8 protein-coding genes and 1 tRNA gene are annotated in these 14,575 nt (G+C 60.5%); 3 read left to right on the top strand and 6 right to left on the bottom strand.

Features of this window, described 5'->3' with window-relative positions:
* Window positions 1–54 precede the first annotated feature (54 nt).
* The 4 genes from AC56LG_RS14480 to AC56LG_RS14465 form a co-directional block, all read right to left on the bottom strand.
* A complete protein-coding gene (locus AC56LG_RS14480; protein WP_497166770.1) occupies window positions 55–1,458 on the bottom strand; it encodes a TIGR03013 family XrtA/PEP-CTERM system glycosyltransferase in 1,404 nt (467 codons plus the stop codon).
* A 17-nt stretch (window positions 1,459–1,475) separates the two neighbouring features.
* Window positions 1,476–2,540, bottom strand: coding sequence for an SDR family oxidoreductase (locus AC56LG_RS14475; protein WP_497166769.1), 1,065 nt, complete (start codon window positions 2,538–2,540; stop codon window positions 1,476–1,478).
* A 108-nt stretch (window positions 2,541–2,648) separates the two neighbouring features.
* Window positions 2,649–3,938, bottom strand: coding sequence for a nucleotide sugar dehydrogenase (locus AC56LG_RS14470; RefSeq protein WP_497166768.1), 1,290 nt, complete (start codon window positions 3,936–3,938; stop codon window positions 2,649–2,651).
* 676 nt (window positions 3,939–4,614) lie between these two features.
* Window positions 4,615–4,690 (bottom strand) — tRNA-Arg (locus AC56LG_RS14465).
* A 218-nt stretch (window positions 4,691–4,908) separates the two neighbouring features.
* On the opposite strand from AC56LG_RS14465, the gene AC56LG_RS14460 reads away from it, so the two are divergent.
* The 3 genes from AC56LG_RS14460 to AC56LG_RS14450 all read left to right on the top strand — a co-directional run bounded on the left by AC56LG_RS14460 (window position 4,909) and on the right by AC56LG_RS14450 (window position 9,705).
* The gene (locus AC56LG_RS14460; protein ID WP_497166767.1) at window positions 4,909–5,853 is read left to right on the top strand and encodes a c-type cytochrome; all 945 of its coding nucleotides are present in this window, start codon (window positions 4,909–4,911) and stop codon (window positions 5,851–5,853) included.
* 331 nt (window positions 5,854–6,184) lie between these two features.
* On the top strand, window positions 6,185–8,494 hold the full coding sequence (locus AC56LG_RS14455) for an RIFT barrel domain-containing protein (protein ID WP_497166766.1): 2,310 nt from the start codon (window positions 6,185–6,187) through the stop codon (window positions 8,492–8,494).
* Window positions 8,495–8,691: 197 nt separating this feature from the next.
* A complete protein-coding gene (locus AC56LG_RS14450; RefSeq protein WP_497166765.1) occupies window positions 8,692–9,705 on the top strand; it encodes a glycosyltransferase in 1,014 nt (337 codons plus the stop codon).
* Between the two features lie 73 nt (window positions 9,706–9,778).
* On the opposite strand, the gene AC56LG_RS14445 is transcribed toward AC56LG_RS14450, so the two are convergent.
* Together AC56LG_RS14445 and AC56LG_RS14440 are read right to left on the bottom strand one after the other, a co-directional pair.
* On the bottom strand, window positions 9,779–11,854 hold the full coding sequence (locus AC56LG_RS14445; RefSeq protein ID WP_497166764.1) for a M13 family metallopeptidase: 2,076 nt from the start codon (window positions 11,852–11,854) through the stop codon (window positions 9,779–9,781).
* 153 nt (window positions 11,855–12,007) lie between these two features.
* Window positions 12,008–14,089 carry a M13 family metallopeptidase gene (locus AC56LG_RS14440; protein WP_497166763.1) on the bottom strand — a complete coding sequence of 694 codons (2,082 nt, stop codon included), beginning with the start codon at window positions 14,087–14,089 and terminating at the stop codon, window positions 12,008–12,010.
* Window positions 14,090–14,575 lie beyond the last annotated feature (486 nt).

Raw genomic sequence — 14,575 nt, 5'->3', positions numbered from 1 at the left:
GCGCCTGCCGGGCACGCAGGCCCGGCGGAAAATGTTATTGCGGTGTTGCCGATATCAGCGCCCGCTGCGGAACAGCACGACCTTGAGGGTGTTGATGAGGACAAGGAAGTCGAGGAACAGGCTGTTGTTCTTCACGTAATACAAGTCGTACTGCAGCTTTTGCAGCGCATCCTCGGCCGACGAACCATAGCCGTAACGCACCTGCGCCCAGCCGGTGATGCCTGGCTTGATGCTGTGGCGGACATTGTAGTACGGGACCACTTCGATCAGCTGCTCGACGAAAAACGGGCGCTCCGGGCGCGGGCCGACGAACGACATCTCGCCCTTGAACACGTTCAGGATTTGCGGCAGCTCGTCGATCCGGGTCTTGCGCATGAAGTTGCCCACGCGCGTCACGCGCGGATCGTTCTGCGCCGCCCATTGCGGCTTGCCGCTCTTTTCGGCGTCGGCGCGCATGCTGCGGAATTTGTGCACGTAAAAGCTTTTGCCGTCTTCGCCGACCCGTTCTTGCGAATAAAACACGGGACCGCGGTCTTCCAGCCAGACCGCCAGCGCCGCCAGCAGCATCAGCGGGAAGGTCAACACCAGGATCATCGTGCTGCACACCAGGTCGAAAGTGCGCTTCATGAACATGCGCACGAAACTCTGGTCGAAGCCGCCGCCGAAGACGAGCCAGCTCGGCTGGATCGAATCGACGCGGATCTGGCAGGTTTCGCGTTCGAAGAAGGTGGCGGCATCGGTGACCTTCAACCCTTGCAGCTTGCAGTCGAGCAGTTCCTTGATCGGGAAGCCGCCGCGGCGGTTCTGCACCGAGACCACGATTTCCGAGACGTTATATTGGCGCGCCAGTTTTACCAGCGAATCGCCGTCGCGCATTTTGAGCAGGTCCGATGGACCGACGCACAGTTCTTCGCCCGGGGCCGGGATGAAACCGGCGATGTCGTAGCGGTGGTAGCGGTTGGCGCGTTCGGCCAGTTCGCTGCACTCCTTGGCCAGCGCGCCGCCGCCGAGGAACATGATGCGCGACTGCAGGAAGCGTGCCTCCGAGGTCTTGAAGAAGATCATGCGCGCGACGAAAATGCCGACCGCCGACAGCGCGAACACCAGCAGCAGGATACCGCGCCCGAACGACAGCTCCGGTGCGATATAGAACACCAGCGTCAGGATCAGGAAGCCCATCACGAACGAAGGCATCAGCTTCATCAGGAACGGATGGCGCAAGCCTTCCTCGAAATCGAGCTGGTACATGCCCATGGCGCTCATGCTGAACACGATCGCCAGCGTGAAGGCGAGCGCCGAGGTGAAGAAATGGTCGAGCGAAGGTGCGTTCACCCCGGCATCGATGTCCATGAAGCGCAAGGCGGCACCGGCGTAGGCGGCGCCGAGCAGCACCAGCACCTCCACCACCAGCAGCATGGATACGATTTTTGATACGTAATGATTAGAAATTCTGAACACGCCAGTCTCCTGATTCTTTACTTACTTGAGGCCGCAGGCGCAGGCGCCCGCGGTGCCTCCAGCAGGTCGTGGACATACCAATCCATGGCTTCGCGCAAGCCTTCGCCGATCCGGTGCGTGGGCGCATAGCCCAGCAGCGTGGCGGCCTTGCCGATGTCGGCTTTCGAATGACGCACGTCGCCGCGGCGGAAGTCGGCATACTCCGGCTGGTGCGCATCCACGTGCGGGAAGCGCGCGCGCAGCAGGTCACGCATCATCGCGTACAGCTGGTTGAGGCTGGTACGCTCGTTGAGCGCGACGTTGTACACCTGGTTCGCCGCCTCGGGCGCGGCCAGGGCCGCCAGCAAATTGGCTTGCACGACGTTGTCGATGTAGCAGAAGTCGCGGCTGGTTTCGCCATCGCCATTGATGCGCAGCGGCTGGTTTTTGATTAACGCGGCCACCCATTGCGGGATCACGGCGGCATAGGCGCCATGCGGATCCTGGCGCGGGCCGAACACGTTGAAATAGCGCAGGCCGATCGTTTCCATGCCGTAGGTACGGCCGAACACGTTCGCATACAGTTCGTTGACGTACTTGGTGACGGCATACGGCGACAACGGATTGCCGATCACGTCTTCGACTTTCGGCAGATCCGGATGGTCGCCATAGGTCGAGCTCGACGCGGCATAGACGAAGCGTTGTACTCTTGCGTCGCGCGCGGCGACCAGCATGTTCAGGAAGCCGGTGACGTTGACGTCGTTGGTCGTGCCCGGATCGTCGATCGAGCGCGATACCGAACCGAGGGCAGCCTGGTGCAACACAAAATCAACGCCGGCGCAGGCTTGCGCGCAATCGGCAGGCACGCGGATATCGCCCTCGATGAAATTAAATTTCATCCAGGCCTCGTCGGTGACAGATTCTTTCACCTGCGCCAGGTTATGCCGATGCCCGGTAGCGAAATTGTCGAGCCCGGTCACGCGCTGGCCGAGCGCCAGCAGCGCCTCGACCAGGTTCGAGCCGATGAAGCCGGCAGCGCCGGTGACCAGCCAGTGATGGCTTTGCCGGCCCAGTTGCTGCCTAACGTCTTGAATCTTATTCACAGTTTCAATGCACTTTCTCGATAATGCGATGCGGTACGCGCGATACAGCAGCGTCAGGACGAATAAAGCCGCCGCATGAAAAGGCGGCGGCTCGTCCCGTCTGCTTTGTTACAGGCGCCAGACGCAGTAGCCAGCCTCGCGGATGGCTTTCTCATCGAATTGCGATTTGACGTCGATGAAGCAGCCGCCGTCGTTGAGCTTGGATTGGAAGTCGGTCAGCGAGAGGGCCAGCACCTCCTTGTGCGGCACGGCGGCGATCAGGGCGTCGGCCTTGGGCAGGCTGTCCCAGCTTTCCAGCTTGATGCCGTACTCGTGCTCGGCTTCGGCGGCATCGGCCATCGGGTCGTACACATGTACGTCCACGCCGTAGCTCTGCAGTTCGTGGACGATGTCGGCCACTTTCGAATTGCGCAGGTCCGGGCAGTTTTCTTTAAACGTCAGGCCGATGACGTTGACTTTCGCACCCTTGACCTGGAAGCCCGACGAAATCATCGATTTCACGGTTTTTTCGGCAACGAACTTGGCCATGCCGTCGTTGATGCGGCGGCCGGCCAGGATCACCTGCGGGTGGTAGCCAACCATTTCGGCCTTGTGCGTCAGGTAATAGGGATCGACGCCGATGCAGTGGCCGCCGACCAGGCCCGGACGGAAGGGCAAGAAGTTCCACTTGGTGCCGGCCGCTTTCAGCACTTCCAGGGTATCGATGCCGATCTTGTCGAAGATCAGCGCCAGTTCGTTCATCAAGGCGATGTTCAGGTCGCGCTGGGTGTTTTCGATCACCTTGGCCGCTTCCGCCACCTTGATGCTCGAGGCGCGGTGCACGCCGGCGGTGATCACCGATTCGTACAATTGCGCCACGCTCTCCAGGGTCTCGGCGTCGTCGCCCGACACCACTTTCAGGATGGTGGTCAGCGTGTGTTCCTTGTCGCCCGGATTGATGCGCTCCGGCGAGAAGCCGACGTGGAAGTCTTGCAGCCATTTGGTGCCAGAATGCTTTTCCAGCAGCGGGATGCAGATTTCTTCGGTAGCGCCCGGGTAGACGGTCGACTCGAAGACGACGATGGCGCCCTTTTTGAGGTTCTTGCCGACCGTGGTGCTGGCACCGATCAGCGGGGTGAAATCGGGGTTGTGGGCGATGTCAACCGGGGTCGGCACGGCCACGATCACGTAATCCGCCTGCGCCAGCAGCGCAGCGTCGGTCGTCACTTCCAGCTTGCTTGCCGCTTGCAGCTGCTCGGTCGAGACTTCGCCGGTCGGGTCGATAAATTTTTTGTAATTGTCGATTTTTGACGCCGACAGGTCGAAACCGATCGTCCGTACTTTCTTGCCGAATTCCACCGCCAGTGGTAAACCAACGTAACCCAGTCCAACTACTGCAACGACCTGATCTGCTTTCATTATCAGCTTCCGATTTCGAATAAAGTTTTGCTATGTATTATTAAATAGCTTAGGGGAATGATGTACACCTGCCTGCCGATTCATCTTGCTCACCTGTTGCGGTGGGCGTACGGTCTCGAATGCCAACTCCTGCACGTCGGAGTGACGGACACAACCGGGCGTCTTGTGAATAGTTGAAATCTTAGCACTTTCCGATCAATAAGTTGCGATTTGAAAATGAATCGTGCGCACTGGATTTATATGTTCAACAGTCAACTACTGCCAGTGGGTCGTCGCAGGCGGAAGGTCGCTGGCCAGGCCGGGGCCAGCGCCGTGAAGAACACTGACGGCAGAGGCCAGCAAGGACAAATCAAAGAATAAAAAGGGAACGAGGGTGGTCTTGCTCTTACACGGCAGGCGCAGTGGTGCGAGGTCGAGCGCAGAGCGGATGCGTTGTCGAACCTGATCTTCCACTGACATGTTGACGCTCCTTGAAGTACTGATAGCGCACGTGCGACAGTAACCGGAGAGAAAGTATAACCGATCAACTATTGAGCTTGCATTAAAGGCACGAAATATCGCGGAAGCTGTTGTTTTCGTTGTCAATACGGCCGAGCGGACGCAGGCCAGTGAACAGTCGTCGTAGAGGGTGTGAGGGGTGGGCGCCGCTAGAGAGGTGTCGGCGTCGACAAACGAATGGTGCGGCTGGCTGGGATCGAACCAGCGACCCTTGGCTTCGGAGGCCAATACTCTATCCACTGAGCTACAGCCGCACTGGGAAACTGCTCGCGTCATCTCGCGAGGAAATGCCTGAGCGATGCGAAGGATACATTCTTTCGCGCCCCCCGTCCATGGAAAGTGAAAGTTGCAAACGAGGCATGTGCTATACGGCATCTTTTGAGACTATAATCGCCGAGGCGGCCTTTGCAAAAAGTCATGCAGGAAGAACAAACGCCGGATAGCAGGTTTTTTTAATCGTATTAAGGAAATCATGAGCGACGCACACAATGAACAATCGTTTATCCGGACACCCAAGCAACTGATCGGGGTGGTCGCAGGCTTCTTCCTGGTAATCGTCATCGGCATCATCCTGCTGGTCTCCTTCGTGACCAACGACAGGCTCGAAGGCGCCGGCACCAACAGCCTGGGGCCGGAAGCGGTGGCGCAGCGCCTGCGCCCGGTGGCGGAAGAAGGATTCACCTTGCGCGACGCGAATGCACCGAAAGTGCTGCAGGCGGGCGATGCCGTCTACACCGCCGTGTGCGCCGCCTGCCACGCCAGCGGCGCTGCCGGCGCTCCTAAAACCGGCGTCGCCGGCGACTGGAGCGCGCGCCTGGCACAGGGTTACGACACGCTCATCAAGCACGCCATCGAGGGCATCCGCCTGATGCCGGCCAAAGGCGGCAATCCCGACCTGGACAATGTTGAAGTCGAACGCGCGGTCGTGTACATGGCGAACCAGAGCGGGGCCAAGTTCAAGGAACCGGCGGTCCCTGCCCCAACCGCCGCGCCGGCCGCAGCGACCGAAACAGCAGCAGCACCGGCGGCCGCGAATGCGGCAACCGCAGCGCCTGTGGGCGGCACGCCGGCCAGCGCCGCGCCAAGCGCAACCCCTACAGCAGCTACCCCGGCTGCTGCCGCACCAGCGGCCGCAGCACCAGCAACCGCGCCAGCCGTCGCCAGCGCCGACAACGGCAAAGCGCTTTATAACAGCGCATGCATCGCCTGCCATGGCGCCGGGATTGCCGGCGCACCGAAAATTGCAGACAAGGCCAACTGGGCACCGCGCATCCAGCAAGGCAATGCGGTGCTGTACGAACACGCCATCAAGGGTTTCCAGGGCAAGGCCGGCGTCATGCCGCCGAAAGGCGGATCGAGCGCGCCGGATGCCGACGTCAAGGCCGCAGTCGACTTCATGGTGGCATCTTCGCGTTGAGAAAACGCAGGACAGCACAAAAAAAACCGCCCCCGGGCGGTTTTTTTATTTTGAACAACAGATAAAAGGTCAATATAAATACACAATAATCGCTTTCTAAACGAATAATATTCGTAAAAAAATCGACAACCTTGTGTTGTATTTGGACGAAATATTGAACGACAGTGCTGATTTTACTGTCGCAAAATCTTGCCGTGGCGTAACCTTCAGTTATTCCCGTGGGGCAATAATTTATTCCCCAACGTAACTTTCACTGAAGACTGCCATGACTTCCCCACTCCAAAATTTTGCAATGCGAATCGCCGCAATCGCGGCATTCGGTACCACACTCGTGGCCTGCGGCGGCGGCGGCGGCGGCGGTGGATCCACCTCGACTGCCGGCGTGGCATCGACATCGACGGCCGTGCCAGCCGTGCCGGCTGCCAGCCCGGCAGCTGCCACTCCTGCCACCAGCGAGCCAATCGCCGCTACGCCCGTTGAAACTCCAGTCGATGCGCCCATTGCCGCACCGATTGTCGCGATGCCCGATGCGGCATCGCCGATCGCTGTCGCATTGCCGGCGAACATCAAGAACCCGACTGCGACGGTCTCGACCCCAACGACCGTCACCACTGCGCCTGTTGCTACCCCGCCAGTGACCTCCACCATCTTCGGCATGGTGACTGACGTGCGCATCCAGAACACCAGCGCCACGGTCCAGGCAGCCCTGCCGGTCACTTTCGGCCAGGTATTTGCTGCCGGCGACCTGCGCCCGAGCGATTCGCTCGTCGGCCGCTTCGACAATGGTAACATGATCCCGCTGCAGCTGGACGTCAAGGCCACCCACGCCGACGGTTCGGTACGCCACGCCGTGGTATCGGGCATCGTCCAGAACATGGGCGCCAACGAAACGCTCACCCTGGCGCTGATGAAATCGAACGCACCGCACGCCGGTGGCATGGACCCGAAAACGCTGCTGAAAAACGGCTTCAGCTCGTCCGTGCATGCCACTATCAATGGTGTGCGCTACAACGCGTCGGCCGACGACATCCTCAAGACCGGTGGCGCTTACCAGACCTGGCTGTCGGGCGCAGTCGCCAACGAATGGCAAGTTTCGGCACCGCTGACCACCGCCGACGGCGTGGCGCACCCGCACCTGACCGCGCGCTTCGCGATCCGCTGGTACGAAGCGATCAAGAAAGCCCGTGTCGACGTCACCATCGAAAACAACTGGGCTTACGAGCCCAATCCGCAGAACGTCACCTATGATGCAGAAATCAAGGTCCAGGATGTGGTCGCATATAAAAAGGCGGCACTGACGCACATGCATCATGCCCGCTGGCGCAAGATGTTCTGGTGGGGCGGCGATGCGTCGCAGGCCCACGTCAAGCACAACACCAGCTATCTGATCGCCAGCCGCGCGCTGCCTAATTACGACCAGACCGTTCAAGTCGCCGAAAGCGCCTTGTCGTCGATGAAAACGCATTTCAGCGGCGCCTTGACCGAACCGATGAATATCGGCATTGCATCGAGGTCGATGCCAGGCACTGGCGGGCGCGACGACATCGGCCTGCTGCCGGGCTGGGCCACCAAGTATCTGTTGACCATGGACCAGCGTGCCAAGTACGTCACGCTTGGTACCGCCGACCTCGCAGGTAGCTGGTCGATGCACTACCGCGACAAGCAGACTGGCCGTCCGGTCAGCCTGATCGACTTCCCTTACATGACCACGCTGGGCAACCGCGGCGATACGTATAACCCGGCGACCAAGCAGTACGAGGCTTTCCCAAGCTGCCCGTCCACGGTATGCAGCACGCCTTTTACGCATGACACGTCGCACCAGCCGAATTTCGCTTATCTGCCTTACCTAGTGACGGGGGATTACTACTACCTGGAAGAACTGCAGTTCTGGTCGATGTTTAACGTGTTTTCCAGCAATCCCGGTTATCGCAAGAATATCCAGGGCCTGCTGAACAGGGATCAAGTACGTGGCCAGGCGTGGAGCTTGCGTACCTTGGCGGAAGCGGCTTACATCACGCCGGATGCCGACCGCCTGAAGGAACATTTCAACCGCATCCTGTCGAGCAACCTCGACTGGTACAGCGCGGAATATCTGAATGGCGGCGCCAGTGCCAATGCGCTCGGTGTCCTGACCGGCAAATCGGCAGTGGTATACATCAGCAAGACCGGTGTCGCACCATGGCAGGACGACTTCTTCACGTCGGCACTCGGTCACACGGTAGAGCTTGGTTTCACCAAAGGCCTCCCGTTGCTGCAATGGAAAGGAACCTACCCGATCGAGCGCATGATTGGCGATGGTGCCTGCTGGATTGGCGCCGCCATGTATTCGATGAAGATCCGGGAAACTGAGACCGGCCCGATTTACAAGACGATGGGCGAAGCATTTGCGAAAACCTCGCCTAACTGGGTCAGCCTGCCTTGCGGCAGCTCCGAAATGGCAGCCCTGCTCAAGCTGAAAGTCGGTGAGATGGATGGCTATGCTACGTCAGCGATGGGCTACCCGGCGAACATGCAACCAGCGCTGGCCTATGCGGCCTCTTCGAACGGTGCGCGTGGTGCCGCGGCCTGGGCCAAATTCGCAGTGCGTCAGATCAAGCCTGACTTCTCGATGAGTCCACAGTTCGCGATCGTGCCGCGCTAATCCGACGGCAAGCAAGTAAAGCCGGAAGGGCAACCGCTCTTCCGGCTTTCTTTTTATCTGCGCCACTATATTTCTGCGCATTGCAACAACTTGCACTTGAAACAAGCAAAGCGTTATAAAATCGCTGCGCATGAAGATCGTAGCGCCCCGTCAACAGGGCGATGTCGAGGGTGATTGACCGTAACTAAGGAATTCCGATGGAAAACGACGCCGTGCTGACGGCAGATGTGACTGTGGTCATGGCCTGCTATAACCGTTCACGCCTTATTCTGCGTTCCCTTGAAAGCATCCGCGCGCAGCGCGTCTGGCCGCGTCAGGTCATCGTCGTCGACGATGCCTCGGCCGACGATTCAGTGGCCGTCGTGCGGGCGTGGGCAAAGGAGACTGGTTTCCCGGTAGTGGTGGAAGCCCTGACGAAGAATGGCGGGGTAGCGGCAGCCCGCAATCGCGGCTTCGAGATAGCCAAAACAAAATATATTGCGATCCTCGACTCCGATGACGAACATGTCGACGACGCACTGGGCAAAATGGTGGCGGCGCTCGAAGCCAATCCTGACGCCGTCGTCTCCTTCGCCGACAGCATCAAAGTAACACCCACCGAGCGCATTCCGGATGCCATGTTTACCAGCAAGGTCGATATTGACGCTGTCTGCGAAGCGCTGCATCAGGAAACACCGCGCTACCGCCTGCGCGATACCAAAGCGACGATGCTCAAAGCCAGTTTGATTGCGACGTGTTCGAGTTGTTTCCGGCGCGCTGACGGAATCGCCGTCGGCGGCATGCCGACCAAGTTCCGGGCGGGTTCCGACTGGTTGTTCTGGCTGCGACTGAGCGAGCGTGGCGACTTTATCTATATTCCTGAAAACCTGTCTTTGGTTCACCGCCATTCCGAGAACCTGACCCACCCCGGCAGTGCCGTCAACACGTCCTATTACAAACTGGCCGGTTTTCTTGGACTGCTCGACGGTTCGGCCGGTATATCGCTGACCCCGGCCCAGCGTGTGCTGGTCGAAGAATATATACGTGCACGGGTTGCACTGCTGCGCTATCAGTCATCGCGCCTGGGCCTGGGCATGTACCTGCGCTCGCTACGTAATCTTCCGATTCCTCAGCACAGAAGCATCCTGGCCCATATCGCCGAAGATCCGAAAAGCCTGATGCGTGCCATCGCGTGTTCGGTACGGCCGGCGCCGGTGTCCAGGACGCGCTGACCCCAGTATCTGTCGATGTAATAAAAAGCCCCGCTGGATGAACCAGCGGGGCTTTTGCTTTACTGCCCTCTACTTACCAGATGATCACACGCTCCTGCGGCGCCAGGTACATCTTGTCGCCCTGCTTGACCTTGAAGGTTTCATAGAAGCCTGGCTGGTTCATCAGGGTGCCGTTGGCGCGGAACTGGCCCGGCGAGTGCGGGTCGGTTTTCACCTGGGCGATGCGGGCCGGCTCGCGCATCTTTTCGCGCCAGACTTGCGCCCAGCCCATGTACAGGCGCTGCTCGCCGGTGAGGCCGTCGATCACCGGCGCCTTTTTGCCCTTCAGCGAGATCTTGTAGGCTTTCGCCGCGATGGCGAGGCCCGAGTTGTCGGCGATATTTTCGCCCAGGGTCAGTTCGCCGTTGACGTTATAGCCCGGCAGCGGGCTGTAGCCGTTGTACTGCTTGACCAGCATCGCGGCCTTGGCCTTGAAGTTTTTATGGTCCGACGGGCTCCACCAGTCGCGCAGGTTGCCGTCGCCGTCGTACTGGGCGCCCTGGTCATCAAAACCGTGGCTGATCTCGTGGCCGATCACGGCGCCGATGCCGCCGTAGTTGACGGCGTCGTCCGCATTCGCGTCGAAGAACGGCGGCTGCAGGATCGCGGCCGGGAACACGATCTCGTTCATCTCCGGATTGTAGTAGGCGTTGATCGTCTGCGGCGTCATGCCCCACTCTTCGCGGTCGATCGGCTTACCCAGTTTATTGAGTTCGCGGTCGGCTTCGACCACGCGCGAACGCATCACGTTACCCACCAGGTCGTCGCGCTTGACGACGAGGGCCGAATAATCCTTCCACTTGTTCGGGTAAGCGATCTTCGGGGTGAACTTCGCCAGCTTGGCTTGCGCTTCCTTCTTGGTCGCCGGGCTCATCCAGTCGAGCTTGTCGATGCTCTGTTTATAGGCGGCCAGCAGGTTCTGCACCAGCTTTTCCATGCGCGCCTTGTGCTCGGCCGGGAAGTACTCGGCCACGTACAGTTTACCGACCGCTTCGCCCTGCGCACGCTCGACCGCGCCCACGCCGCGCTTCCAGCGCGGTTCCATCTGCGTCACGCCCGACAGGGTCTTGCCGTAGAAATCGAAACGCTCGTCGACGAAATTCTTCGACAGGAAGCTGCCGTAGGATTCGATCAAGTGCAGCGACAAATACGCTTTCCAGGTATCGAGCGAGGTCTTGTTGGCGACCTCGACAAAGGCCTTCAGGTAGGTCGGCTGGCTGACGATCACATAGCTCGCCTTGCCCGACAGGCCGGCGGCATCGAACCAGCTGTTCCAGTCGTAGCCCGGGGCGACCTTGCCCATGTCGGCCACGTTGACCTTGTTGTAGGCCTTGACCGGATCGCGCAGTTCGACCTTGGTCCACTGCACCCTGGCGATTTCGGTCTCGAAGTCGACGATGGCTTGCGCATTCGCGGCGGCGTTCTTGTCGCCGGCCAGCGCCAGCATCTTTTCGGCGTGCTGCTGGTACTTGGCGCGCGTTTCGGCCAGCTTCTTGTCGTCCGCCTTCAGGTAGTAGTCGCGGTCGGGCATGCCCAGGCCGCCCTGCATGATGTCGGCCACGTACTTGGTCGAATCCTTGTTGTCCTGGTGGATGGCGAAGTCGAACGGTACGCCGACGCCGATTTTACCCAGGCGCGCCAGCAGCGCCGGCAGTTCCGACTTGTCATTCAGGGCGGCGATTTTATCGAGCTCTCCCTTCAGGGGCGTCGCGCCCAGCTGTTCCAGGCGCGCTTCGTCCATGAAGCTGGCGTAGAAATCGCCGATGCGCTGGGCGTCGGTGGCCGCGGCCGGGTTGCTGGCGGCGGATTTTTCGATGATGCCGCGCAGGCGCGGCAGGGTGTTGTCACGCAGCTGCATGAACGAACCCCAGCTTGCCTTGTCGGCCGGGATTTCCGTCGTCTTCAGCCACTTGCCGTTCAGGTATTCAAAAAAATCGTCTTGCGGACGCACGCTCGGTTCGATGTATTCGGTAGCGATGCCGGAAGACAGGACCGGCGCCTTGGCGCTCTTGGCGGTGGCGGCGGCGCCGGCGGCAGCGCCGGAGGTCTCGGCATTGGCGACGCTGGCAACCAGCGCCAGCGTCAGTGCGCTCAGCAGATATTGTTTCATGGGTCTCTCTTTGTTGTTTGACGGATGGTGACCAAAACGGCGCGGCCCGGCGCTCGTGGCGCCAGGCCGCTTTTTTATGACGCCTCGGCCGGACATATGCATGTCATGCAGACAGCTGCATAAAAGATGCGCACATCCGGCCGATCGACGACTTTACCAGATCGTGACGCGATCTTTCGGCGCCAGGTACATTTTGTCGCCTTCCTTCACGCCGAACGCCTCATAAAAGGCCGGGTGGTTCATGACGGTGCCGTTGGCGCGGAACTGGCCCGGCGAGTGCGGATCGGTTTTCACTTGCACGATCTGCTGCGCTTCGCGCATTTTCGAACGCCATACCTGGCCAAAACCCATGAAGAAGCGCTGGTCGCCGGTCAGGCCGTCGATCACCGGGGCCGGCTGGCCTTTCAGGGAGATTTTATAAGCCTTGTAGGCAATCGCCAGACCCGAGTTGTCGCCGATGTTTTCGCCCAAGGTCAGTTCGCCGTTGACGTTGTAGCCCGGGATCGGGCTGTAACCGTTGTACTGTTTCACCAGCATGTCCGCGCGTGCCTGGAAGGCGGCGCGGTCTTCCTTGGTCCACCAGTCGCGCAAATTACCCTCGCCGTCGGACTGGCTGCCCTTGTCATCAAAGCCGTGGCCGATTTCGTGGCCGATGACGGCGCCGATCGCGCCATAGTTGACGGCGTCGTCGGCGCGCATGTCGAAGAACGGCGGCTGCAGGATCGCCGCAGGGAACACGATCTCGTTCATCGAGCTGCTGTAATACGCGTTCACCGTCTGCGGCGTCATGCCCCACTCTTCGCGGTCGATCGGTTTACCCAGTTTCGTGATGTTGCGGTTGTAGCCGAATTCGGCCGCGCGCTTGACGTTGCCGACCAGGTCGTCGCTGCGGATCGTCAGCTTCGAGTAATCGCGCCAGGTGTTCGGGTAGCCGACTTTCGGTACGAACTTCGCCAGCTTGGCTTGCGCTTCCTTCTTGGTCGCCGGGGTCATCCAGTCGAGGGTATCGATGCTCTGGGCGTAGGCGGCGGTGACGTTGTTGACCAGTTCCTGCATGCGCGCCTTGCGTTCGGCCGGGAAGTATTTTGCCACGTACTGGCGGCCCGCGGCCTCGCCCAGCGCGCCTTCGACCACCGACACGCCGATCTTCCAGCGCGGACGGTTTTCGGTGACGCCGGTCAGCGCGGTGCCGTAGAAGGCGAAGTTGGCGTCAACAAAGGCCTTCGACAGGTAAGGCGCGTATTCGCGCAGCAGATGCCATTCGAAATACGACTTCAGCGTCGCCAGGTCGGTCCTGGCGACGACGTCGTTGAACCCGGTCAGGTAGCTTGGCTGGGCGACGATGACGTAATCGAGCTTGTTGCCGACGCCGGCGGCGGCCAGCGCCGCGTTCCAGTCGTACCCCGGGGTCAGCGCCGCCAGTTCGCGCACGCTCATCTTGTTGTAGCGTTTGACGGGGTCGCGGTTCTCGACCTTGGTCCACTGCACCTTGGCCAGTTCGGTCTCGAAGTCGACGATGGCCTTGGCCTGTGCGGCGGCGTTCTTTTCTCCGGCCAGGGCCAGGATCTGCGCCACGTGCGCTTCGTACTTGGTACGCGCGTCGAGCATGCGCTTGTCGTCGAGTTTCAGGTAGTAGTCGCGGTCCGGCATGCCGAGGCCACCCTGGCCGATGTAGGTCGCGTACTTGGTGGAAGCGCGCGCATCCTGGCCGACGCGGATGCCGTAGGGCGTGGCAACGCCGATCTTCGACAGGTGCGCCACCAGCTGCGGCACGCCCTTCTTGTCCTTCAGGGTGCGGATACGCTGCAGTTCGCCGGCCAGCGGTTTCACGCCGAGGGTCTCGAGCCTGGCTTCATCCATGAAACTGGTGTACAGGTCGCCGATCTTCTGGACATCGGTGCCGGCCTTCTTGTTCTTGTCCTGCTGCGCCGCTTCGACGATTTCGCGCAGGTGCGCCTGGCTGTCGTCGCGCAGCTGCATGAACGTGCCCCAGCTGGCCTTGTCGGCCGGGATCTCGGTCGACTTCAGCCACTTGCCGTTCAGGTAAGTGAAGAAGTCGTCCTGCGGGCGCACCGAGGTGTCGATGAACTGGGTGTCGATGCCGGAGATCGGCGCGGACGGCGCCGCTGCGGCGGCGACTGCGGCGGGCGCGGCGTTGGACTTGGGGGTATCGCCCGCATGGGCGAAGGTGGCCAGCACGGACAGGGTCAGGGTGCTCAGAAGGGTACGTTTCAAGGAAGTCCTCGTATGCCGATAAAGTTTTACTGGTCTCAGGCGCGCACCGGGCAAGCTAGCTGCGCCCTGTGCGCCAACAGGTTGATTTACGCTGGCCCCGGCGCGGCAACCACTGTCGTTACACGACGTGGAGGTAGCGGCGCCGCATGGGTCATCTTGCAAGAATGCCCGATCCAGCCCCATCCGTCGAGAGGCAATGTGGCAAAAATGCTGACACCGCGACAACTGGGTCCGCGGGCACGGCGCCCGTATTGACGGGCGCTATGGCAAACCGCGCCAGCACGCGGCAAAAAAAATGCCCACGGAGGGGGCCATGGGCAAAACCACTGTGGAAGTGGTGAGAGAAAACTGAATGGACTATAAGAGCGGCCAGGGACCGGCGCCCCGCTTCTTACAATTACTTACCGGAATTGCAACCCGTTTTACAACTGGCGCCCGTTTGCGCGGGCGCACCCCGGGCCGGGCGCGATTCGGGTTTATACTGGG

The organism is Telluria sp. ZB2R32 (assembly GCF_059685715.1).
Note: the sequence above shows the minus strand (reverse complement) of the source record. Positions and strands in the feature narration are given on the sequence as shown.

Bases quoted from the DNA above. Each gene is read 5' to 3' on its own strand.
- AC56LG_RS14460 (WP_497166767.1), top strand. From the start codon at position 4,909: ATGAGCGACGCACACAATGAACAATCGTTTATCCGGACACCCAAGCAA.
- AC56LG_RS14470 (WP_497166768.1), bottom strand. From the start codon at position 3,938: ATGAAAGCAGATCAGGTCGTTGCAGTAGTTGGACTGGGTTACGTTGGT.
- AC56LG_RS14450 (WP_497166765.1), top strand. From the start codon at position 8,692: ATGGAAAACGACGCCGTGCTGACGGCAGATGTGACTGTGGTCATGGCC.
- AC56LG_RS14445 (WP_497166764.1), bottom strand. From the start codon at position 11,854: ATGAAACAATATCTGCTGAGCGCACTGACGCTGGCGCTGGTTGCCAGC.